Annotated in this window: 15 protein-coding genes and 2 pseudogenes; 9 read left to right on the forward strand and 8 right to left on the reverse strand. The window is 66.9% G+C overall.

Annotated features, from left to right (window positions below; all coding sequences use genetic code 11):
* Positions 1 to 1,276 (reverse strand): acetolactate synthase large subunit (locus ACLP4W_RS07960; protein WP_442385596.1); only part of this gene is annotated, 1,276 nt, incomplete at its 3' end.
* 91 nt (positions 1,277 to 1,367) lie between these two features.
* Between ACLP4W_RS07960 and ACLP4W_RS07965 the strand changes: the two genes are divergently transcribed.
* Positions 1,368 to 2,744, forward strand: coding sequence for an NADP-dependent succinic semialdehyde dehydrogenase (locus tag ACLP4W_RS07965; RefSeq protein ID WP_442385597.1), 1,377 nt, complete (start codon positions 1,368 to 1,370; stop codon positions 2,742 to 2,744).
* Positions 2,745 to 2,839: 95 nt separating this feature from the next.
* Here ACLP4W_RS07965 and ACLP4W_RS07970 read toward each other — a convergent pair whose 3' ends face one another.
* Together ACLP4W_RS07970 and ACLP4W_RS07975 are read right to left on the reverse strand one after the other, a co-directional pair.
* Positions 2,840 to 3,778, reverse strand: coding sequence for a R2-like ligand-binding oxidase (locus tag ACLP4W_RS07970; RefSeq protein ID WP_442385598.1), 939 nt, complete (start codon positions 3,776 to 3,778; stop codon positions 2,840 to 2,842).
* Positions 3,779 to 3,786: 8 nt separating this feature from the next.
* Entirely contained in the window at positions 3,787 to 4,458 is a 672-nt protein-coding gene (locus tag ACLP4W_RS07975) for a TetR/AcrR family transcriptional regulator (protein ID WP_442385599.1), read from the reverse strand.
* A 145-nt stretch (positions 4,459 to 4,603) separates the two neighbouring features.
* On the opposite strand from ACLP4W_RS07975, the gene ACLP4W_RS07980 reads away from it, so the two are divergent.
* Positions 4,604 to 5,359 (forward strand): HNH endonuclease family protein, encoded by a 756-nt coding sequence (locus tag ACLP4W_RS07980; protein WP_442385600.1) that lies wholly within the window; start codon positions 4,604 to 4,606, stop codon positions 5,357 to 5,359.
* A gap of 45 nt (positions 5,360 to 5,404) precedes the next feature.
* Here ACLP4W_RS07980 and ACLP4W_RS07985 read toward each other — a convergent pair whose 3' ends face one another.
* Positions 5,405 to 7,102, reverse strand: a complete 1,698-nt coding sequence (locus ACLP4W_RS07985; protein ID WP_442385601.1) for an acyl-CoA dehydrogenase family protein — start codon at positions 7,100 to 7,102, stop codon at positions 5,405 to 5,407.
* Between the two features lie 62 nt (positions 7,103 to 7,164).
* Here ACLP4W_RS07985 and ACLP4W_RS07990 point away from each other — a divergent pair, with 62 nt between their 5' ends.
* Together ACLP4W_RS07990 and ACLP4W_RS07995 are read left to right on the forward strand one after the other, a co-directional pair.
* Positions 7,165 to 8,142, forward strand: coding sequence for a phosphotriesterase-related protein (locus ACLP4W_RS07990; RefSeq protein WP_442385602.1), 978 nt, complete (start codon positions 7,165 to 7,167; stop codon positions 8,140 to 8,142).
* Positions 8,142 to 9,628 (forward strand): annotated as a pseudogene (locus ACLP4W_RS07995) (AMP-binding protein). Before ACLP4W_RS07990 ends, ACLP4W_RS07995 begins: the two are co-directional and overlap by 1 nt.
* Here the strand turns inward: ACLP4W_RS07995 and ACLP4W_RS08000 are convergent.
* The gene (locus tag ACLP4W_RS08000) at positions 9,594 to 10,760 is read right to left on the reverse strand and encodes an acyltransferase family protein (RefSeq protein ID WP_442385603.1); all 1,167 of its coding nucleotides are present in this window, start codon (positions 10,758 to 10,760) and stop codon (positions 9,594 to 9,596) included. The pseudogene ACLP4W_RS07995 and the gene ACLP4W_RS08000 sit on opposite strands and share 35 nt — an antisense overlap.
* A gap of 174 nt (positions 10,761 to 10,934) precedes the next feature.
* Here ACLP4W_RS08000 and ACLP4W_RS08005 point away from each other — a divergent pair, with 174 nt between their 5' ends.
* A complete protein-coding gene (locus ACLP4W_RS08005) occupies positions 10,935 to 12,218 on the forward strand; it encodes a DUF3068 domain-containing protein (protein ID WP_442385604.1) in 1,284 nt (427 codons plus the stop codon).
* A 21-nt stretch (positions 12,219 to 12,239) separates the two neighbouring features.
* A complete protein-coding gene (locus ACLP4W_RS08010) occupies positions 12,240 to 13,955 on the forward strand; it encodes a hypothetical protein (RefSeq protein WP_442385605.1) in 1,716 nt (571 codons plus the stop codon).
* On the opposite strand, the gene ACLP4W_RS08015 is transcribed toward ACLP4W_RS08010, so the two are convergent.
* On the reverse strand, positions 13,939 to 15,105 hold the full coding sequence (locus tag ACLP4W_RS08015) for a glycosyltransferase family 4 protein (protein ID WP_442385606.1): 1,167 nt from the start codon (positions 15,103 to 15,105) through the stop codon (positions 13,939 to 13,941). The genes ACLP4W_RS08010 and ACLP4W_RS08015 overlap by 17 nt on opposite strands.
* Before the next feature lie 99 nt (positions 15,106 to 15,204).
* Here ACLP4W_RS08015 and ACLP4W_RS08020 point away from each other — a divergent pair, with 99 nt between their 5' ends.
* The 3 genes from ACLP4W_RS08020 to ACLP4W_RS08030 all read left to right on the forward strand — a co-directional run bounded on the left by ACLP4W_RS08020 (position 15,205) and on the right by ACLP4W_RS08030 (position 19,859).
* Positions 15,205 to 15,975: a class I SAM-dependent methyltransferase gene (locus ACLP4W_RS08020; protein WP_442385607.1), complete on the forward strand. Its 771-nt coding sequence runs from the start codon at positions 15,205 to 15,207 to the stop codon at positions 15,973 to 15,975.
* Between the two features lie 41 nt (positions 15,976 to 16,016).
* The gene (locus tag ACLP4W_RS08025; protein ID WP_442385608.1) at positions 16,017 to 17,498 is read left to right on the forward strand and encodes an aldehyde dehydrogenase; all 1,482 of its coding nucleotides are present in this window, start codon (positions 16,017 to 16,019) and stop codon (positions 17,496 to 17,498) included.
* Between the two features lie 123 nt (positions 17,499 to 17,621).
* Entirely contained in the window at positions 17,622 to 19,859 is a 2,238-nt protein-coding gene (locus ACLP4W_RS08030; protein ID WP_442385609.1) for an MMPL family transporter, read from the forward strand.
* Position 19,860: 1 nt separating this feature from the next.
* Here the strand turns inward: ACLP4W_RS08030 and ACLP4W_RS08035 are convergent, their stop codons facing one another.
* Together ACLP4W_RS08035 and ACLP4W_RS08040 are read right to left on the reverse strand one after the other, a co-directional pair.
* Positions 19,861 to 22,458: a PEP-utilizing enzyme gene (locus tag ACLP4W_RS08035; RefSeq protein ID WP_442385610.1), complete on the reverse strand. Its 2,598-nt coding sequence runs from the start codon at positions 22,456 to 22,458 to the stop codon at positions 19,861 to 19,863.
* Between the two features lie 288 nt (positions 22,459 to 22,746).
* Positions 22,747 to 22,860: pseudogene (locus ACLP4W_RS08040) on the reverse strand (acyl carrier protein); the annotation flags it as partial.

The following is a 22,860-nucleotide window of genomic DNA, read 5'->3' on the forward strand; positions in this document are numbered from 1 at the left end:
CGGGTCGCGCCAGCTTGACGCCGAGGGCTCCGGGTAGCGCAAAAGCCATGGTGGACAGTCCGTTTGAGACTAAGCAGGTGTTCCGTTCGTACGTCGGGTAGAGCCGGGCCATCCACATTTTGGTGGCACCGGTATCGACCAGGACGACGTCGCCGCGGCCCAGCGCGGCGCGGGTGTCGGCGACCACCCGCGCGGGCGCCAGCGGATGCCGCGAATCCTGTTGTCCCCGGGCGAATTCCTCGGCGAGCAGGCCGGATCCCGGAATGTCCGTCTCGGCTTCGTAGGCGTGGCCGGCGAGTGCGTCCGCCAGCGCATCGAGCGAGGCGCTGATGTCGCCGATGATACCGACGTCGACCGAATAGTGCGCGTCGACCTCGGCCGGGAACCGATGAATGTGGATGATCTTCTTGTCGGCCTGCGGGTTGATCCGGACCGGGTCGAATTCCTGCAGTTCGTAGCCCACGGCGATGACCACGTCGGCGTTGTCGAATCCGAAGTTGACGTAGTCGTGCCGCATGAACCCGAGGGTCCCGATGCTGTTGGGATGGTCGTCGGGCATCACGCCCTTGCCGTGGAAGGTGTTGGCCACCGGGACACCCAATTCGCCGGAGAAGCGGATCAGCGCCGCGGTGGCGTCACTGCGGGCGGCGCCATGTCCGGCCAGTACCACCGGTCGCTTCGCCTTGCGCAGGATGTCGACCGCGCGTGCCACCTGACCGGGTGCCGGCGCATCGGCGCGAACCACGTTGCGCGGCAATGGTGTCAGGTCGTAGTCGGTTTCGTCGGCATCGATGTGCTCGGGCACGGCCAGGTAGACCGCGGCGGGGCGTTCGGTCTCGGCGACCTTGAAGGCCTTGCGGAACATCTCCGGTATGGCGCGCGCGGTGGGGATGCCGGCGGCCCACCGGGTGATGGGCGCGAACATCGACACCAGGTCGACGTACTGGTGTGACTCTTTGAACTCGCGGTCCTGGCCCACCTGCGCGGAGATCGCGACCATCGGGGTGCTGTTGGTGGTGGCGTCCGCGACGCCGAGTTGCATGTTGATCGCGCCCGGGCCCAGGGTCGTCGACACCACCGCCGCCCGGCCGGTGACGCGCCCGTACATCTCCGCCATGAACGCCGCCGCCTGCTCGTGCCGGGTGAGCACATAGCGGATGTTCGAGGAGGCCAGCGCCTGCACGAAGCGGATGTTCTCCTCGCCGGGCAGCCCGAAGACCACGGAAACCCCCTCGTTTTCCAGGCACTTGACCATCAGCTGAGCCGCTTTACTCATCCCGCACCTCCCGTTGGGAACGATAGTGGCAGGCTGGGTGTTGGACGTTCCACCGACCATCCAGAACAAAGCTCAAGCGAAGGATGTCAGCATGCCTATCGCCACCATCAACCCGGCCACCGGCGAGACAGTCAAGACCTTCACCCCCGCAACAGACGACGAAGTCGACGCCGCGATCGCCCGCGCCCACGAGCGGTTCCTCGACTACCGCCACTCCACCACCTTCGCCCAGCGCGCGGAGTGGGCGAACGCCACCGCCGACCTGCTGGAGAAGGAGGCCGACGAGACCGCGGCGATGATGACCCTCGAGATGGGCAAGACGCTGGCGTCGGCCAAGGCCGAAGCGCTCAAGTCCGCCAAGGGTTTTCGCTACTACGCCGAGAACGCAGAGAAGCTGCTCGCCGACGAGGTCGCCGACCCGGCGAAGGTCGGCGCGAAAAAGGCCTACATCCGGTACCAGCCGCTCGGGGTGATCCTGGCCGTGATGCCGTGGAACTTTCCGCTCTGGCAGGCCGTCCGGTTCGCCGCGCCGGCGTTGATGGCGGGCAACGTCGGCCTGCTCAAGCACGCCTCCAACGTGCCGCAGTCGGCGCTGTATCTCTCCGACGTCATCACCCGCGGCGGCTTCCCGGAGGGCTGCTTCCAGACGCTGCTGGTTTCGTCCAGCGCCGTCGAACGCATCCTGCGCGATCCCCGGGTCGTGGCCGCCACCCTGACCGGCAGCGAGCCGGCCGGCCAATCGGTCGCGGCCATCTGCGGCGACGAGATCAAACCCACCGTGCTCGAGCTCGGCGGCAGCGACCCGTTCATCGTGATGCCGTCCGCGGACCTCGACGAGGCCGTCAAGACCGCGGTCACCGGCCGGGTGCAGAACAACGGCCAGTCCTGCATCGCCGCCAAGCGGTTCATCGTCCACACCGACATCTACGACGCATTCGTCGACAAATTCGTCGAGCGGATGGAGGCGCTGAAGGTCGGCGACCCGACCGACCCGGACACCGACGTGGGCCCGCTGGCCACCGAGTCGGGCCGCGACGAGATCGCCAAGCAGGTCGACGACGCCGTCGCGGCGGGCGCAAAGATCCGCTGCGGCGGCACGCGTCTCGACCGGCCGGGGTGGTTCTACCCGCCCACGGTCGTCACCGATATCACCAAGGACATGGCGCTGTATACCGAAGAGGTGTTCGGCCCGGTCGCCTCGATGTACCGCGCTTCGGGCATCGACGAAGCCGTCGAGATCGCCAACGCCACGACGTTCGGGCTGGGGTCCAATGCCTGGACCAATGACGAGGCCGAGCAGCAGCGCTTCATCGACGACATCGAGGCCGGCCAGGTCTTCATCAACGGGATGACGATCTCCTACCCGGAGTTGGGTTTCGGGGGTGTCAAGCGGTCGGGCTACGGCCGCGAGCTGGCGGGCCTCGGGATCCGCGAATTCTGCAACGCCAAAACGGTGTGGGTGGGGTAACGTCGATAGGCCGACGCCGGGCCGCCGAGTGTGGTGCCTATGGACGAATTCAAGGCGCTCCACGTACTTAGGGCCCACACTCGGCGGCCTATTGCCTAGGCCGTGACCGCCAGTGCCTTCTCGTCCTCGTCGGCGAAGGTGTCTTCCAGCTGCAGTGGCGAATAGTCGAGGTCGATCTCGCCGAGCAGCCGGCCGCGGGCGCTGGCGATCGTGCCGAACCGCCGCATCCCCTTGTCGTCGGCGTACTGCATGAACTCGTCCACCGAAAGGTCGAAGGGCATCGGATCGTAAAGGGCGAAGCCTTCTTCGATGAGGCGCAGCGCGAGCGGCATCAACTCGTTCATGCGCGTTTCGAAGACACCCCAATTGGCATCGTCGGCGGCGACGTGGCGCCGGCAGGTGAAGGTGCCCCATGCCATGTGGCGCCGCTCGTCGTCACCGATGCGCTGGATCAGCTCCTGCATGCCGGGCAGAATGCCGCGATCCACGCAGATCTTGTGCCAGCCGAAGTAGCCGGTCAGCGCCAACATGCCTTCGACCATGTGGTTGTAGGTGACCGACGCCCGGATCTGGGCGGCCGGTGACGGATCAGTCGTCAAAGCGTTGAGGCAGTCCGGCAATTCCTCGTAGAAAATCGTGCGGTAAGTGGGGATGTCGTCCAGGTAGCCGTGCAGGTCGTCGGTGACGCCGACGGCGTCGAGCCACATGCGGAACACCTGCACGTGCTTGGCTTCCTCGAACGCGAACTGCGTCAGATACATCTCGTCGCCGAGCCGGCCTTCGGCGCGCATCGCGGCCATGAACGGCTGAATGTCCTCGGTCACCGCTTCCTCCCCGGCGATGAACTCGGCGCACAGCCGGGTGGCGTAGTGGCGTTCGTCGTCGGAGAGCCGTTCCCAGTCCGCGCGGTCGCGGGAGAAGTCGATGTCGGCCGGATTCCAGAACTTTGCGTTGCCGCCGGCGAACAGCTTGAGCGGCAAGCTGTCCCAGTTGAGTCCGCCCGCAACCATCGAACCTGAATGCGTGCGTGTCATGTGAACTCCTAGGATCGTTGTGCGGCTGTCTTGACGGAAGGGTTCGAAAATGCGGCGGCCAGCGCCGCGACCAGCCTGCGCACGGCCAGTGCCGGCTGCTCCGGTGTGGGCTCGTCGAGACCGAGGATCGGATCCAGGCCGCGCATGTACGGGGCCAGCGCCAGGTGCGGAAAGATCATCAGCAGCAGCGACAGCAAGGCGTCCGTGTCGGCGTCGGCACGCAGATCTCCGCGCTGTTGCGCGCTGCGCACCAGCGGCCGCAGAACCTCCAGATAATGACGATTGCTGACGCTGCGCACGCTGATGCGTGCCTCGGTGTCGACCTCGAGGGTCACCGCGGCATGAAGCGCACGTTCGTGTGGATGCTCGGCGTAATAGCCCACCCAGCCGTCGAGCAGGTCGGTGAGGAATTCGAAGAACGGCCGGCCCGGGTCGAGCTGGCGGATCAGGTCCTCCATGTAGGCGCGCACCCGTTGGCTGGCGATGTCCGTGATGAACGCGTAGAGGTCGCGCTTGTCCGCGAAGTACTGGAACAAACTTCCCTTGGCGACGCCCGCGCGGCGCGCGATGACGTTCAGGCTGCCGCGGGAAAACCCGTGCGCCCCGAATTCGGACTCCGCGGCTTCTATTACCGCGGCGCGACGAGCCGGGTCGACGCGCGCCCAAGTCACCGTCGGCAATGCGGCCTCCTAGCGTCAATGACCACTGGTCATCTTACGGTGAGCTACGTCACAGTCAAGGGTTGGCTAGTTATCCACAGCGCGACATTCATCCACAGGTCAGGTCGGTCTGACCGGGTGCTTTCACCCGTGCTAGAACCGCTTTGTGGCACGTGTCGTTCGCGCACGCCATCGCCGATGGCGTCGGTTCGTCGTGCTGGGCGTGGTGGTCCTCGCCATGGTCGCGGTGCTCGTCGTGTGGGGGCGGCAGTGGACCGGCAATCGGCGGTCGGGTCCCTGGGAATCGGTGCCGACTTGGAAGCCGGCGCCGACCTCGACCGTCGCCGGCGCCCCCCGGTACGACACAGCCCGGACGCAGCTGGCGGCCTTGCCCGTCAAGCGCTGGGACCGTAGTCAGGACTTCCAGCGGTCCCGGTTTGGCCAAGCCTGGAGCGACGACGTCGACGTTGAGTTCGGGCACAACGGGTGCAACACGCGTGACGATATCCTTCGCCGCGACTTGACCAACGTTGTCGTGCGGCCTGGCACGTGCTACGTGCAAAGCGGAACGTTGCACGACCCATACACGGGCACGACCATCGAGTTCGTCCGCGGTCCGAACACTTCGGACAGCGTGGAGATTGACCACCTCGTCTCTCTCGCGGACGCCTGGTACAAGGGCGCGCGATTGTGGGATCCGCAGCGACGGCAGGACTTCGCGAACGATCCGCGCGACCTGCTCGCGGTGAGCCCGAAAGCCAACTTCGACAAGGCCTTTCGCGATGCCGCTTCATGGTTGCCACCCAATACCGCGTTCCGGTGCGACTTCGTGGCACGCCAGATAGACGTCAAGACCATATACGGCTTGTGGGTGTCGGCCAAAGAGAAACAGGCGATGGGCGATGTGCTCGCGGGATGCTAGGAGATAGAGCCAGCTAGCGGCTCCGGCGCGGGAAGCGGCCGTGAATCAGGGACGCATCTGATAGGCGCCGTTCAAGGGAACGACGTGTTCTTTCCAGACTTGGTCATAGCGGCCCGCGTCGTTGACCGGACGCCGGATCATCCGCATCGCGAAACGCGCCTGCTCGTCGGTCGTCGCGGCCTTGTCGTGCAGTTCGACGGCATAGGTGTTGAAGTCGCGGACGAGCAGCGCGAAGATCTCGTCGATCAGCGGCTCGTCCGCTCCGGACAGCGGGGCCTCCTCGAGGATGAGCTGTGCGTACGGCACCAACGCAAACAGCTGTCCCACGCCGAAGGCGAAGTCGATGTCCTTCTGCTGAGCCGCGTCCGGAGTGGCGCCGGCCAGCATCTCGGCGAGCGCCTCGATCTGCTTGCGCAGCAAGGCGACGTTGGGGAGATGAGCGAAGGTCTCGAACGGCGCGCGCCAGTCATGGAAGCGCACCTTGCCCAGGCCGCCGGTGGGTCCCTGGGCGAACAGGAACGAGTCGTTGGCGGCGGCGTCGCGGCGGTCGATCACGGGCAGCGCGGCATCGGGGGCGAACAGATAGTTGGGCATGAACTTGGCCAGCAGCCCGATGTTGATGTGGACGGTGCCTTCCAGCCGGGGCAGCAGGCCGATCTCGCGGGCCACGGTCTCGAAGAAGGTGTCCTTCTCCACGCCCTTGGCGGCGATGACGTCCCACAGGGCGGTGATGACCCGCTCGCCTTCGCTGGTGATCTTCGCCTTGGTGAGCGGGCTGTAGAGCAGGTAGCGACGGTCGGCCGCCGACGCGCTGCGCATGTAATCGCAAGCGCGGGTGGCGACCAGCCTCATCGCGGCCAGCCGCACGTAAGCGTCGGTGAGCAGCCGCCGAACGTGGCTGAAGTCGGTGACGACGGTCCCGTACAGGTAGCGGTTGGACGCGTGCGTGACCGCCTCGTACATGGCGTGGGTGCACATGCCGATGGAGCCCCAGGCCAAGTTGTACTTGCAGACGTTGACGGTGTTGAGGGCGGCGTGGAAAGCCTCGGGGCCCCGGTGCAAGATGTCGGCCTCGGTGACCGGGTAGTCGCGCAGCGCGTAGTTGGCAACGTAGTTCTGCGAATTCACCACGTTCTTGATCAGGTCGTAGCGGTCATGCTGGGAATCGGCGGCGAAGAAGACATACTCGTCCGTCCCCTCGATCTTGCCGAAGGTGGAGACCATCCGGGCCACGTTGGCGTTGCCGATGTAGTACTTCTCGCCGTTGGCGGTCCAGCCGTGTTCCGACGGAGTCAGGATCATGTCGGTCTTGTAGACGTCGGCCCCATGTCTTTGCTCCGACAGCCCGAAGGCGAACACCTCGCCCTGCTCCAATTGGGCGGCGGCCTTGCGCTTGGCGTCCTCGTTGTCGCTCATCCAGATCGGGCCCAGCCCCAGCGCCGTCACCTGGAAGGGGTACCAGTAGCTCAGCCCGTAGAAGCCCAAGATCTCGGCGAACTCGCTGATCCGGTAGGTGTCCCAGCGGCAGTCGGAGCCGCCGTACTCCGCGGGCGTCAGCAGGGAGGCGAAGATGCGCTCGCGCCCGATGTGGTTCAGGAAATCGGAGTACCACACCCGCTCGTGGTCGTCATGCTTGAGCCGCGCCTTGCCGCGGGACTCGAAGAAGTCCACCGTCGCGGCCATGATCTCCGCCGAGCGACGGTCTGGGTACTGGCGTTGCAGGCGATTGGGATTGAGCAGCATGAGGGGAACGTACTGCAAACACCCCTGTTGGTGAACCGCCCCAGCGACTTAGCATCAGTCCCGTGTCAGAACTAAATACCGCTCGCGGACAAATCGATACCGCCGATCTCGGCGTGACGCTCATGCACGAGCACGTGTTCATCATGACCACCGAGATCGCGCAGAACTATCCCGAAGCCTGGGGTGACGAGGAACAGCGGGTGGCCGACGCCATCAAGCGGCTCAACGAGCTGAAGGCCCGCGGCGTGGACACCATCGTCGACCTCACCGTGATCGGGCTGGGCCGCTACATTCCGCGCATCGCGCGCGTCGCGGCGGCCACCGAGCTGAATATCGTTGTCGCGACAGGGCTTTACACCTACAACGACGTGCCGTTCTATTTCCACTACCTCGGCCCGGGCGGGGAGCTGGGGGGCCCGGAAATCATGACCGACATGTTCGTCCGCGACATCGAGCAGGGCATCGCCGACACCGGCATCAAGGCCGGGATCCTCAAATGCGCCACCGATGCGCCCGGCGTCACCCCGGGCGTCGAGCGGGTGCTGCGCGCGGTCGCCCAGGCCCACAAACGCACCGGCGTGCCGATCTCCACCCACACCCACGCCGGGCTGCGGCGCGGGCTCGAGCAGCAACGCATCTTCGAAGAAGAGGGCGTCGACCTGAGCCGGGTGGTCATCGGCCATTCGGGCGACAGCACCGACGTCGGCTACCTCGAGGAGCTCATCGCCGCCGGTTCCTACCTCGGGATGGACCGGTTCGGCATCGACGCGATCTCACCGTTCGAGGACCGGGTGAACATCGTGGCCCAGCTGTGCGAGCGCGGGCACGCCGACAAGATGGTGCTCTCACACGACGCCAACTGCTACTTCGACGCACTACCCGAGGAATTGGTGCCGCTGGCGATGCCGAATTGGCATTACCTGCATATCCACAACGACGTGATCCCCGCGCTCAAGCAGCGCGGCGTCACCGACGAGCAGCTGCACACCATGCTGGTGGACAATCCGCGGCGCATCTTCGAGCGACAGGACACCTATTAATGACGCAGAGCGCGCCGATCCCACCGATCGGCACCCAAATTTCGGCGCTCGCCGAGTTAGCCCCCGACGAGCCGGCTATTACCTGCGATGGACGCACGCTGACCCGCCGCGAACTGGACCGCTCGACCAACCGGCTGGCCCGCGCCTATGCCGAGCGCGGCGTCGGCGTAGGCGACTACGTGACCATCGTGCTGCCCAACTCCGTCGAGTGCGTGCAGGCCATGGTGGCGTGCTGGAAGCTGGGCGCGGTACCGCAGCCGCTGTCCGCGCGGCTGCCGGACGCGGAATTCGAGGGCCTGCTGGAACTGCGGCCACGCGCGCTGCTGGTGGGCCGAACTTACCCCGGAATACCAAGTGTTCCTGTGGGTCTCGTCCCCAACGAGGCATTGTCGGATGACCCGTTGCCGGAAGCGGTGTCACCCTGCTGGCGGTCGATCGGCTCCGGCGGCAGCACCGGCCGGCCGAAGCTCATCGAGGCGGGCGGCGACAGCCGGCTCGGGCCGGAACTGGGGTACGCCGTGGGTGGCCAGGAGGGCGATACCGCGCTGGTGCCGGTGCCGCTGACGCACACCACCGGCTTCACCTCCGCGGCGGTCGCGCTGGTGATGGGCCAGCACCTGGTGCTGATGGGCCGGTTCGACCCGCACGAGTTTCTGCGGCTGATCACCGAGCATCGCCCCCACCTCGTCACCACGGTGCCGACGATGATGCAGCGGGCGCTGCCGGTCTACCGGGCCGATCCGGTTTCCTATGACCTGTCCTCGATCCGGCGGTTCTGGCACCTGGGCGCACCATGCCCGCCGTCAATCAAGCGGGCCTGGATCGAGCTGCTGGGCCCCGAAAGGATCTGGGAGCTTTACGGCGGCACCGAATTTCAGGCGCTGACGTTCATCTCCGGCGACCAGTGGCTCAGCCATCCGGGCTCGGTCGGTGTGGTGGTCATGGGCGAGATGAAGGTGCTCGACGACGGCGGCAACCCATGCCCGCCGGGCGTGGTGGGCGAGATCTTCATGCGGCCCAACCCCGGCAACGCGCCGACCTACCGGTACATCGGCACAACAGCGAAATCCCGCGAAGGCTGGGACTCGTTGGCGATCTCGGCCATTTCGACGCCGACGGGTTCCTCTACCTCTCGGATCGCCGGGTGGACATGTTCACCGTCGGCGGCCGCAACGTCTACCCCGCCGAGATCGAGAACGCGCTGTCGGCGCACCCGGAGGTGTTGTCCTGCCTGGTCGTCGGTGTCCCCGACCCGAACTCCGGTGACCTGGGGCAGGTGCCGTATGCCCTGGTGCACATGGCCGACGGGGCCGCGCTGGATGCCGCAAGCGTGAAAGACTTTCTGCGCGAACATATCTCGGTATACAAGGTGCCGCACACCGTCGAATTCGTCGGCACCCCGCTGCGGGACGACGCCGGCAAGGCGCGGCGGTCGGCGGTACGCGCCGAGATCATGGCGCGATTGCGTCCGCCTCAGCATCTATAGGCTGTTCGACCGGCTCCCTGCGGCGTTCCCAGCGGCGCAGCGCTTCCCGGCAGGGCGACTCGACCAGGGCGTAACTGACGGCGGCGATCGCGAAACCGAAGATCAGCGTCAACACCAACACCTCTGGCATCCGGCCGGTGAAGGGGAACGTCCCGAGCACCGGGAAGACCAGCGCCAGGGCGGCCAGGTGCCACACGAACATGCCGTAGGACCACCGCCCCAACGTCACCATGCCGGTGGTGCCCAGCACCCGGTGTGGCGTGTCCGGCCGGTCCAGCACCAACGGGGCGACCAGAGCTAACGCCACCAGGGAACCCATCGCCGTCTTCACCGCGAACTGTGCGGCGGTGCCCGGAACCAGGCCCTCCGGACCCGCCAGCGGCGAAGCCGCCACCAGGTAGGCCAGCACCGCCACCGCGGCCATCAGCACGCGGTGGCGCGCCAATCGGTGCGGCAACCCGATCCCGCTATACGCCCACTCCGCCAGCAACATGCCGGCGGCGAACCACGAGAAAAACGCCGGCGGCCAGTTCAGCGGATTGAGGCCAGGACTGCTGTGCACCGGCAGCCAGCCCCAGGACCAGCTCAGCGCCGCGAGCGCGGCGATCGCCGGCACCCGTCCCCGGACCGGGAGACGGCGGGCCAGCAAAGCCAGAATCGGCAATGCCAGGTAAAAACTCACCTCGACGGAAAGGCTCCACATCTGGGTCAGGCCGCCCGTCAGGGTGAGCGGCACATAAATCTGGGTGAGCGTCAGGTTGGCCAACCACACGGTCAAGCTGGCGTGATCCGCGTCGGGCAGCAAGGTCAGGATCACGACGACCGCTACCAGATAAGCCGGCATGATGCGGACCGCTCTCGACCGCAAGTAGTGGCCCGTGCGCGGACGCGATCCCAGATCCCTTGCCGTTGCTGCGTGCCCGCGCCACAGCAGGAATCCCGACAACGCGAAGAACACCGCCACGGCCAGATCGAACCGGCCGAACAGCCGGCCGACGGCGCCGCCGGAATGTCCAGTCTGGAAGGCGACGTGCGTTGCGACCACCCCCATGGCCGCGCACGCGCGCATACCCTCCACGGCGGGCAGGAAGCTGCGGATTCCACCCACCTGCTGGCCATCGGTCACGAGCAACAGTCTGCCCTCAAATACCACCGCGTGGGTTACCGCAGGGCGAGGTGGCAACGGGTTGGTAAGCCGGGGCCTTACATTCTGCTGTTAGGGTCGAACGGGTTTGCCACGCTGCTTGGTCGGGTCGGAGCGGGTCGTGGCCGATGAGCCCAGAAACCACCAGGAGGACACAGCAACGTGAACCGAGCAGTCATGTTGCGGTTTGCCGCATGCGGGATCATCGGACTCGGATCCGCCCTGCTGATCGCCGCGCTGCTGCTGTCGACCTACACCAGTAGCAGGATCACCAAGATCCCGCTGAACATCGACACCACGTTGATCAGCGAAGGCACCGGAACCGCACTCGACTCGGCGTCGCTCTCCGGTGATCACCTCGTCGTGAACCAGAATGTGCCGCTGGTGTCCCAGCAGCAGATCACCGTCGAGACGCCCGCCAACGCCGACGTCGTCACGCTGCAAGTCGGTAGCTCGGTCCGGCGCACCGACAAGCAAAAGGACAGCGGGTTGCTGCTGGCGATCGTCGACACCGTCACCCTCAACCGCAAGACGGCGATGGCCGTCTCCGACGACACCCACACCGGCGGCTCGGTGCAGAAGCCGCGCACCTACGGCGACGAGAACCCGCCCACCGCGATGCCGCTGCGGCACGACGGGCTGTCCTACCGGTTCCCGTTCCACACCGAGAAGAAGACGTACCCCTATTTCGATCCGATCGCCCAGAAGCCGTTCGACGTCAACTACGACAGCCAGGAAGACGTCAACGGTTTGACGACGTACCGCTTCACGCAGAACGTCGGCTGCAACGCCGAAGGCAAGCTGGTGACTCCCGTGGTGTACCCGTCGCTGTACGCCAGCAACGAGGACGGCAAGGTCACCGCATCCGCGGCGATGTGGGGCCTGCCCGGCGATCCGGCCGAGCAGATCACCATGACCCGCTACTACGCGGCGCAGCGGACCTTCTGGGTCGACCCGGTGTCGGGCACCATCGTCAAGGAGACCGTGCACGCCAACCACTACTTCGCCCGGGATCCGCTCAAGCCGGAGGTGACCATGGCCGATTACAAGGTGACCTCGACCGAAGACACTGTGGAATCCCAGGTCAACGCGGCTCGCGACGAGCGCGACCGGCTCGCGCTGTGGTCGCGGGTGCTGCCGATCACGTTCACCGCGATCGGCCTGATCGGCCTGATCGGCGGCGGAATACTCGCCTCGTTCAGCCTGCGGAGCGAGAGCGCGCTCACCGACCCCGGCCTGGACCGCAGCGGCCAGGACTTCTTCGGCCGCAGCGGGCTCGAAGAACGGGTGCCCGGCGCCGAAGCCGAGACCGAGAAGCTACCTACGCAACGCCCAAGTGAGCGCCAGGATCCGAGTCCACCCGGCTCAGAGCCGCCGGCCTCGGATGAGCCGGCCGATTCCGGGGCACCCGACTCCGGTCCACCCGGCCCGCCCGAACGGGACTAGCCCGGCTCGGGTGCGTTAGCTGTGCGCTGGACCCGGCCCGGGTACGCGTTGGTCTTGGCGCTGCTGGTGGTTGGACCGCTGCTGAAGCCCGGGTACTTGTTGCTGCGCGATGCGGTATCCACGCCACGGTCGTATCTCTCCGATACCGCGCTGGGGTTGACGTCGGCGCCGCGGGCGACACCACAAGATTTCGCGGTGGCGCTGGCGTCTCATCTGATCGACGGCGGCCTCGTGGTGAAGGCGCTGCTCGTCGCGGGGCTTTGGCTCGCGGGATGGGGCGCGGCCCGGCTGGTCGCGACGGCACTGCCCTGCGCGGGCGCGGGTGGGCAGTTCGTTGCCACCACGCTGGCGATCTGGAATCCCTATGTCGCCGAACGGCTTTTGCAGGGCCACTGGAGCCTGCTGGTCGGCTACGGCTGCCTGCCATGGGTTGCGACGGCGATGCTCGAGCTGCGGACATCCGATGGCGCCGGGTGGTTTGGGGTCTTCGGGCTGGTCTTCTGGATTGCGCTGGCCGGACTGACCCCGACCGGGCTGTTGCTGGCCGCGACGGTGGGGCTGGTCTGCGTGGGCGTGCCCGGTGAAGGCCGGCCGCGCTGGCGATGCGCCGCAACCGCGTTGGGTGCCGCGCTGGTGGCGGCGCTGCCCTGGCTGACCGCGTCGGCGATGGGATCGTCGATGACCGCCCACACGGCGGCAAACAGGCTCGGGGTTGCCGCGTTCGCACCGCGCGCCGAGCCCGGCCTGGGCACGCTCGGCAGCCTGGCCAGCCTGGGCGGAATCTGGAATGGCGAGGCCGTACCGGGCTCGCGGGCAACGCTTTTCGCGGTTTCGTCGGCCGTGGTGCTGCTGGTTGTGGTGGCGGCCGGGTTGCCCGCGGTGGCACGCCGTGCGGCGGCGCTGCCGCTGCTGGTGCTCGCAGCGGCGTCGGTGCTGGTACCGGCTGCGCTGGCAACCGGCCCGGGGCTACACGTGCTGAGCGCGGTGATCGACGCCGCGCCCGGCTTCGGTGTGCTGCGCGACGGGCAGAAGTGGGTGGCGCTGGCGGTGCCGGGATACACACTGGCGGGCGCCGGCGCGGTGGTAACGCTGCGCCGGTGGTTACGGCCCCTAAGGTCCCCCGCGACGGCGCTGGTCTGCTGCCTCGCGCTGATCCTGGTGCTGCCCGATCTGGCCTGGGGTGCGTGGGGCAAGGTTTCGCCGGTGCACTACCCGCCCGGGTGGGCCGCGGTAGCGGCGGCGGTCAACGCCAATCCGCGCGCGGTCGGGGTATTACCCGCCGGGACCATGCGGCGGTTCCGGTGGTCCGGCCCCGCACCGGTGCTGGATCCGCTGCCCCGCTGGGTGCGCGCCGACGTGCTGGCCACCGGCGACCTGATCATCTCCGGCGTCACCATTCCCGGGGAAGGCAACCACGCCCGGGCGGTGCAGGGGTTGCTCCTGGCGGGACCCGACCCCGCCGCGTTGGCCCCGGCCGGCATTGGCTGGCTGGTCATCGAATCGGACAGCGCCGGTGACATGGGAGCGGCCGCCCGCACCCTTGACGCACTCACGCCGGTCTACCGCGACGACGAGTTTGCTCTCTATTGGGTCGGCGGCGATACCCCCGGTGCGCCCGCTGCCCGTCGCACCGCGACGGTGGTCGCGCATCTGGCATGGCTGGCGATGCTGATCGCAGGCGCGGCCGGCGCGGTGGTCTGCGCGCGGCGGCGCCGCTTGATCAGGCCGCGCCGCTGACCACCCCGTTGACGAAGACGCCGGCTTGCACCGCCTCCAGCACGCCGCGCATCGCGTCGGCGCTTTGCGTCCAGGAGAACTCGCCACTGCGCGTCTGCGCCTTGGCGCCGAGCTGATCGCGCAGCACCGGATCGGACAGCAAGTGTTCGAGGCGATCCACCAGCTCGGTGTGGCCATCCACCAACATTCCGGTCACCCCGTCGACGATCGAGTCGGACAAACCGCCGGAGGATCGGTAGCCGATGGTAGGAACCCTGTGCTGGGCCGCCTCGACGACCGCCAGGCCCCATCCCTCCTTGCGTGAGGGCAGCACGTGCACCCAGGAGCTTTGCAACACATGGTGTTTGGTGACGTCGTCGACGTGGCCGTGGAAGGTCACCGCATCCGACATGCCGAGCCGTCGCACGTGGTCGACGAGCCGCTGCCGCCACCAGCCGCCGCCGACGATGTCGAGGTGCAGACCAGCTATCCGCGACCGCAGCGCCGCAACCGCTTCAAGCGCGTCTTCGATCTGCTTGTGCGGTACCAGACGCGACAGCACAACCACCCGCGGTGCGGCCGAGCGCGGGCCGGACAACGACTGCGCCGGGGCCTCGTCGAGGCCGTTGCGGACCACCGCGATCTGCTCGTTGTCAACGCCCAGGGCGACCAGATCGCGGGCCGACGGGAGCGACACCGTCACGTATTGATTGCGCCGGTTCAGCCGTGGCGACAACGTCGATTCGACGTACCAACCGATCCGTCCGAGCACCGGCCCGGCCACCGGCCACTGTTCGCGGTGGCAATGGTGCACCAGCACCAGCACCCGCCGGCCATACACCAATCGGGCAAGGAACGGCAGGCCGTTCTGGGTGTCGATGACCACGTCGGGCCGCACTCGCCGCAGCGGCCCGAGCCCGAACCGCGCCCCGGCCATCGCCAGCAGCGCCCACACGTAGACCGAGTACCGGCCACCGGCGCGGTTGATCCGCACCCCGTCGACCACTTCGTGCCGGGGCGCCCCCGGATAGCGGGCGGTCCGCAACGTGACGGCGATCCCCGAAGCGGCCAGCCGCGCGCCGACGCGCTGCAGGTAGGCTTCGCTGCCACCGCCCTGTGGGTGCCCGGTATCGCGCCAGCACAGTAGCAACACGGAGCGCAGATCAGACATTGGTCGTCAGCCTAGCCCGCCGACGATGCGCGCCGCGGAGTGGCGCGAGGAGGAAGCGGGCAATCGGCCCAGCCCGCCGGTGCTGCGTAGGGTTGGTCGGTGGCCGTCACCGACGTTTTCGCACGGCGGGCAACACTGGCCCGCTCGCTGCGGCTGCTGTCGGAGTTTCGCCACGAGCAGCCCGACCCGGCGCGGTTCTATCGCACGCTGGCGGCCGATACCGCGGCGATGGTCGGCGACCTATGGCGGGGAACGCATGGCGAGCCCCCGGCCGGCCGCACGCTGCTCGACGTCGGCGGCGGGCCCGGATATTTCGCGGCGGCGTTCGCCGAGGCCGGTGTCCGCTACATCGGCGTCGAACCGGATCCGGGCGAGATGCACGTGGCCGGGCCGGCTTTCGCCGGGGTGACCGAGACGTTTGTCCGGGCGTCGGGCATGGCGCTGCCGTTCGCCGACGACTCGGTGGACATCTGCTTGTCTTCCAACGTCGCCGAACACGTGCCGCGACCGTGGCGGCTCGGTGGCGAGATGCTGCGGGTGACCAGGCCGGGTGGGCTGGCCGTGCTGTCCTACACCGTCTGGCTGGGCCCGTTCGGCGGCCACGAGATGGGCCTGAGCCACTACCTGGGTGGCGCCCGCGCCGCCGCGCGGTACGCCCGCAAACATGGTCATCCGGCGAAAAACGACTACGGGTCGTCGTTGTTCGCGGTGTCGGCCGACGACGGCCTGCACTGGGCCGCGAGCACCGGCGCCGCCGTGGCCGCATTTCCGCGCTACCACCCCAGATGGGCGTGGTGGCTGACATCCGTGCCGGTGCTGCGCGAGTTCCTGGTGAGCAATCTGGTGCTGGTGCTCCAGCCGCAAGAATGAACATGTTCTCGTTTTGCTTCGGCTTGGGTAGGGTGGCGGCCATGAGCGACACTAAGACCCAGGCTAAGACCGAATACGACAAACTCTTCATCGGCGGCAAGTGGACCGAGCCGTCGACCAACGAAGTCATCGAGGTGCACTGCCCGGCCACCAGTGAATACGTCGGCAAGGTGCCGATGGCGGCGGCGGCCGACGTTGACGCCGCGGTCGCCGCGGCGCGGGCGGCATTCGACAACGGCCCGTGGCCGACGACGCCGCCGAAGGAACGCGCGGCCGTCATCGCCGGGGCGCTCAAGCTGATGGAGGAGCGCAAGGACCTCTTTACCAAGCTGCTCGCCGCGGAGACCGGCCAGCCGCCGACCAGCGTCGAGACGATGCAGTGGATGAGTTGTATAGGGGCGATGAGCTTCTTCGCCGGTCCCGCCGCCGACCAGGTGAAGTGGCGGGAAACCCGCAACGGCGCTTACGGGCAGACCATCGTGCACCGCGAGCCGATGGGCGTGGTCGGGGCGATCGTGGCGTGGAACGTACCCCTGTTCCTGGCGGTCAACAAGCTGGGCCCCGCGCTGCTGGCCGGGTGCACGGTGGTGCTCAAGCCCGCCGCCGAAACACCGTTGAGCGCAAACGCTTTGGCCGAGGCGTTCGCCGAGGCCGGCCTGCCCGAGGGTGTGCTGTCGGTGGTGCCCGGCGGGATCGAGACCGGACAGGCGCTGACGTCCAACCGGGACGTCGACATCTTCTCCTTCACGGGCAGCTCGGCCGTCGGCAAGGAGGTCGGGCGCCGCGCCGCCGAACTGCTCAAGCCGTGCACCTTGGAGCTTGGCGGCAAATCCGCGGCCATCCTCCTCGACGACGTCGACCTGGCCGCCGCGATCCCCATGTTGGTGTTCTCCGGGATCATGAACAGCGGGCAGGCCTGCGTGGCCCAGACCCGCATCCTGGCGCCGCGCTCGCGCTACGACGAAATCGTGGACGCGGTAAGCGCTTTCATGCAAGCGCTACCGGTGGGCCCCCCGTCGGACCCGGCCGCCCAGATCGGATCGCTGATCTCGGAGAAGCAGCGTGCCCGCGTCGAGGGCTACATCGCCAAGGGCATCGAGGAGGGCGCCCGGCTGGTGTGTGGCGGCGGCCGGACCGAGGGCCTGGACAACGGCTTCTTCGTGCAACCCACGGTCTTCGCCGACGTCGACAACACGATGACGATCGCGCAGGAGGAGATCTTCGGCCCGGTGCTGAGCATCATCCCCTACGACACCGAGGACGAGGCGATCAAGATCGCCAACGATTCGGCGTACGGCCTGGCCGGCAGCGTGTGGACCGCCAACGTGCCTCGCGGCATCGAGATCTCGGAGAAGATCCGCACCGGGACGTACGCGATCAACTGGTATGCCTTTGATCCCTGCTGTCCGTTCGGCGGCTACAAGAACTCCGGCATCGGGCGCGAGAACGGTCCGGAGGGCGTCGAGCACTTCACGCAGCAGAAGAGCGTGCTGATGCCGATGGGCTACACCCTGGAAAACTAGGGTCAGCTAGCGGCAGCCCGGGAGGCCAGCGCCCGGTCGGAAGCAGGTGTGGCGCGGCACGTTGCCTCGGGGGGCGTGGTACTTAGGTGGTGGGAACCATTTACGGCCTAAGTGAGGAATGCCGTGCTGCACCGATTAGCGCGTCTGGCGATCGCTGCGCCGGGGTTGATCGTCGCGGTGGCGGTGCTCTTCGCCGCAGGGGCCGGCTGGTACGGCTCCTCGGTCACAAAGAACCTGTCGGCCGGCGGCCTTCAGGACCCGGCGGCTGAGTCATCGCGCGCCGGCCGGCTACTGGCTGACAAGTTCGGTCAGGGCGACCTGCAGTTGATCTTCATGATCACCGCCGAAGGGGGCGTGCGGAGCGCGGCGGCGCGGACCGTCGCGACCGATATCGTCGAACAACTGCACCATTCGCCGTTCGTCGGTGCGGTGAGTTCGACTTGGACGGCCCCACCGGCCGGTGCGGCGGCGCTGGCCAGCAAGGACGGCAAATCCGGGCTTGTCATCGCCGCCATTTCCGGCGGTGGCAGCCAGGGACAAGAGCACGCGAAAGCGTTGGTTCGGCAGCTGGTTGTGCCGCACGCGGGTGTCACGGTCCGCGCCGGGGGCCCCGCGATGGCCTACGTGCAGATCAATACACAAACCAAACAGGATCTGCTGGTGATGGAATCCATCGCGATCCCGCTCAGCTTCCTGGTGCTGGTCTGGGTGTTCGGTGGGCTGTTGGCGGCCGCGTTGCCGGTGGCAGTGGGCCTGTTGGCGATCGCGGGCACGACCGCCGTGCTCCGCACCATCGCGTTGACCAACGAGGTTTCGATCTTCGCGCTGAACCTCGCCGTCGCTCTGGGCCTGGCATTGGCGCTCGACTACACACTGCTGATCATTAGCCGGTTCCGCGAAGAGCGGGCCGACGGCGCGGCCGTCGACGCTGCGCTGAATCGCACCATGGCGACCGCCGGCCGCACAGTGTTGTTCTCGGCGTTGACTGTCGGCTTCTCGATGGGTGCGCTGGCGCTGTTCCCGATGTATTTCCTGAAATCGTTCGCCTTCGCCGGCGCTGCGGTGGTCGCGCTGACGGCTGTTGCCGCGTTGTTGGTGGCGCCGGCCGCCATCGTGCTGCTCGGCGACCGCATCGATGCGCTGGACGTCCGACGTTTGGGCCGTCGGCTGCTGCGCCGCCCAGATCCGGCGCCCCGGCCGTTGCAACAACTCTTCTGGTACCGATTGACGAAGTTCGTGATGCGCCGGGCCGTGTTGGTCGGGCTTCCGCTGATCGCACTGCTGGTGTTGCTGGGTGCGCCGTTCCTCGGCGTGCGATGGGGATTCCCCGACGATCGGGTGTTACCCGGCTCGGCCTCCACACGCCAAGTAGGCGACCAGCTCCGCGAGAACTTCCCGAGCGACCCGGCCTCGGCGGTGACCGTGGTCATCCCCCGCAGCGGTGATGTCAGCACGCCTGAGCTGGCGCGCTACGCGGCGCAGCTGTCTCGGGTCGCCGACGTGTCCTCCGTGTCGGCACCTGTCGGCTCCTACGTACACGGTGCGCGGGTGGGGCCGCCCACCGCCCCCACCGCGATGGCCGATGGCAGCGCCTTCTTGACCGTGTCCAGCACAGCGCCGCTGTTCTCCGCGGCCTCCGAGAGCCAGCTCGACAGCTTGCACGCGGTGCCGGGACCTTCCGGCGAGCGTGTCCAGCTGACCGGGACCGCTCAGATCACCCACGACAGCGCGGCGACGATCAACGCTCGCCTGCCGTTAGTGCTGGGGGTGATCGCGACCGTCACCTTTGTGCAGCTGTTCCTGCTGACCCGCAGCGTTGTGCTGCCGTTGAAGGCGTTGCTACTCAACGCCTTATCGCTTACCGCCGCATTCGGCGCGCTGGTCTGGGTTTTCCAGGACGGCCACCTCGGCGGACTCGGTACCACTGTCACCGGCACGTTGGTGCCGAATATCCCGATTTTGTTGTTCTGCGTCGCGTTTGGGCTGTCGATGGATTACGAGGTGTTTCTGATCTCTCGTATCAACGAGTATTGGTTGCAAAGTGGTCAGACCCGCGCCGACAACGACGAGAGCGTCGCCCTGGGCCTGGCTCGCGTCGCCCGCGTGGTGACGGCCGCGGCCTTGGTGATGTCGATTTCGTTCGCGGCACTGATCGCTGCCCAGGTGTCCGTCGTGCGGATGTTTGGACTGGGTCTCACGTTGGCGGTGCTCATGGATGCCACCCTGGTGCGCATGCTGCTGGTTCCCGCGTTCATGCATGTGCTGGGCCGCGCCAATTGGTGGGCACCGCATCCGATCGCCTGGTTGCGCGGTCATGTCCGGACCGGTGAAGCACGCCCGCAGACCGAGGCAAGCAGGTAACTCAGGTCACGATCGCTGAACCCAGTTCGATGACGCGGATCTCGCCGGTGGCGCCGTCCACTTCGACAACCGATCCCCCCGGAAGCCGCCTCGAGGCGCCGTCGGCGTTGACAACGCACGGAACGCCGAATTCCCTTGCTACCACAGCCGCGTGTGACATCGGACCACCGAGATCGGTCACTACGGCCGCGGCATAGGCGAAGGCGGGCGTATACCCGACGTCGGTGACCTCGGCGACGAGAATCTCACCTGGCTGTAGGTCGTCGATTGTCTCCGGGCGGACGATGCGCACGCGACCACGGACTCGTCCGCCGCAGATGCCGCGGCCATACACGGTCTCGCCGACGGCCAGTACCGGCACCGACGTGTCTGCCGGCCGCCAGCTTTCAGAAAAAGCCAGCGGCGGGTATACCGCAGCCAGCGAACGCTGCTCGGCGCGACGCCGCGCCACGACGTCAGAGACATTGGGCGGCAACGAATTAAGCTCGTCGACGAGCAGATAGAATACGTCTTCCGCGGTCTCGAAGACCCCGGCGGCGGTGAGCCTGCGCCCGTATTCGCGCAGCATCAGCCGCAACACCCAGATAGCACGAATCACCTTATCGCGACGCACTTCACGATCTCGCAGTTGTTGCGCGGCGAGCGTGGCAATCGGGCGCGCCAGGATCGGGATCCGCGGACTTTGAGGTGTCACGGGCGCTGGGGCACCCAGCGACTTGGCCACCATGCGGATAAAGAGTTCAGGGTTATCGGCGTAGGTGCTCGACTGCATCTCCGCTTCGGCCGGACCGCGATGCCCGATAGATGCCAACTCGGTGGCGAAAGCGGCATAGAACCCGGGTACCTGCTCGCGCAGCACGTCAAGATGCTCGCCTGGCTCGGTCAGGAGTTCTGTCACGACGGGATCGCGTTGGGCCAGAGCCACCAACCGGCGTACCGCATCCAGCGCGTGCGCACTCACCAGATCCGGCCCGGCCATCGGCGTAATGTCATGTCCGGTCAAACGACGCAGGAAAAAGCCGTGGGCCGTGCACAACAAGATCGACGCCGACGCCAAGACCCAGCCGTGAACGGCATGGTCGCGCGTCAAAGCGATCTGGCTGAGCAGCCGCTGGTCGCTCATATTGGTGAAGTCTTGGCCAACAGATCGCTCCAACCGGTCGATATCGGCGACGAAATCCCTGGTGTCGCGGACAGATCCCGCGCTGATCCCCACGAATTTCGCGCCATATATCAAGATGTCACGCAGTTGTCCTGCGGCGCTGCGGGATTCGCGCGGGGGAGGCTCCGCGCCGAACAGCGGAATGGCGGCGATCGTGGGACCGAAGAACTGGCCGAGTATCGTTGATGTGTTGGCGAACGGCACGATTTCGCTCATAAAGTGCACGGAGGTCACTCCTCCATACAGTCGGTGCGCGAATACTCCGATGGTTCGCGAGGCCATCTCGCGCTGGACCACGCCTCCAGGTCGCAGCGTCGCGGCGATCCTCACCCCACCGGCGCGCACGCCCCGTACCGTCACCGACGCGGACGACGGTGAGAAAGGTCCGGGCAGCGCCTCGGCCAGGTTCGTCGCGACGAAGGTCGGAAAGCGCGGGTCGATCGGGGTATCGAACTCACCGTTGCGACCCTCGGGGCCAGCCGGCACTGGCATGACTCCGTCGACTGCGGTGCCTTCGACCGCCGGAATGCCGTCAACACGGCCCACTCGCCATGGCACCGATATCGTTCTCCCGGCAAAAGATACCCGTCCGCGCACCGCGAGCCTGAGATCAGCCGCGCATTCGTGTGCGCTCCAAACCGGCTCGAATCCCCACGCATTTTCCAGCCGCGTGGTGTCCATCAGTGAAAAGCTCAGTGGCAGAACCGATTCAGGCCCTGGCAATAGCGAGAGCGCACGACGCAGCATCCCTAGACGAAGCCGCACCAGCGGACGTCCGATGGTCGCCGCCAGCTCCTTGAGGGTCAGAACCCCGGGTGCGGCAAGGTTGACGGCGCCGCTTTCGACGTCGTCATCCAGGACCGCGCGGACCAGGAGTCTTTGTATGTCATCGGTGTGCACGACCTGTAGCGGGTGATCCCCGGAGCTCGCGACGTCGAGCAGCATCGGAGTGGCCAACAATCGGAGCAGAGCATTGTCTACTTCGCGACCGAGCACCAACGCCGAACGGACCGCGACCCATTCGACACCGGCCTCGGCTATCATCGCCTCGACTGCCGGGGCCGGGACCTCGTCCTCGGTCAGTGGGGCGGTCCGGTCCGCAAGTGTGTCGTAGACCTGTGCGGACGAGACGAAAACGATCCGCCGGGAACCGGAGATCGTCATCGCCTCAAGCAGATTAGTCGCGCCAGCGGCGTTGACATCGCGGGCCACCCCACGGGCGGAACCGCCAGCACAGTGGACAACAGCCTCTGCGCCTGTGACGGCACGCCGGACCGCTTTCGCGTCGCAGATATCTGCTTCGGCGAAATCCATTGCCAGAGGCCAGCTATCGGGACGTCGACGGGCCAAGCCAACCACGTTGTGGCCAGCATTGTGCAGCCTGGACGCGACTCCACGACCAACGACGCCGCCTGCCCCGGTTACGACGATCTTCATCCGCCGGCCCTCTGCCTAATCACTTCTGACTCGAGTAATTATCGGTAACGTGTTTGACCAAGGTTTCCACATCCATGCTGTCAATTGAAGCGGGCGTCGGAATCTCGGCTTCTGTTGTCACTGCCGATCCCGGTGAATCCGCCAGACCCAGCAAGCTATCCAGAATCCCGGCTTCGCGCAGCCGTGAAATAGGTATCGACGTCAAGATCTGTCGAATGCCTTCCTCATTGACGACCGGATCGTTGCCGGTGCTGTCGCCCTGGAAGTTGTCCAGTAGGTGGCGGGCCACTGCGGTGGGGGTGGGGTAGTCGAAGATCAGGGTGGGTGACAGGGCCAGTCCGGTGGTGGTTTTCAGGCGGTTGCGCAGCTCGACAGCGGTCAGCGAGTCAAACCCGAGGTCTT

Origin of the sequence: Mycobacterium sp., assembly GCF_052145595.1 — a bacterium.
In the GTDB taxonomy this organism is placed as follows: domain Bacteria; phylum Actinomycetota; class Actinomycetes; order Mycobacteriales; family Mycobacteriaceae; genus Mycobacterium.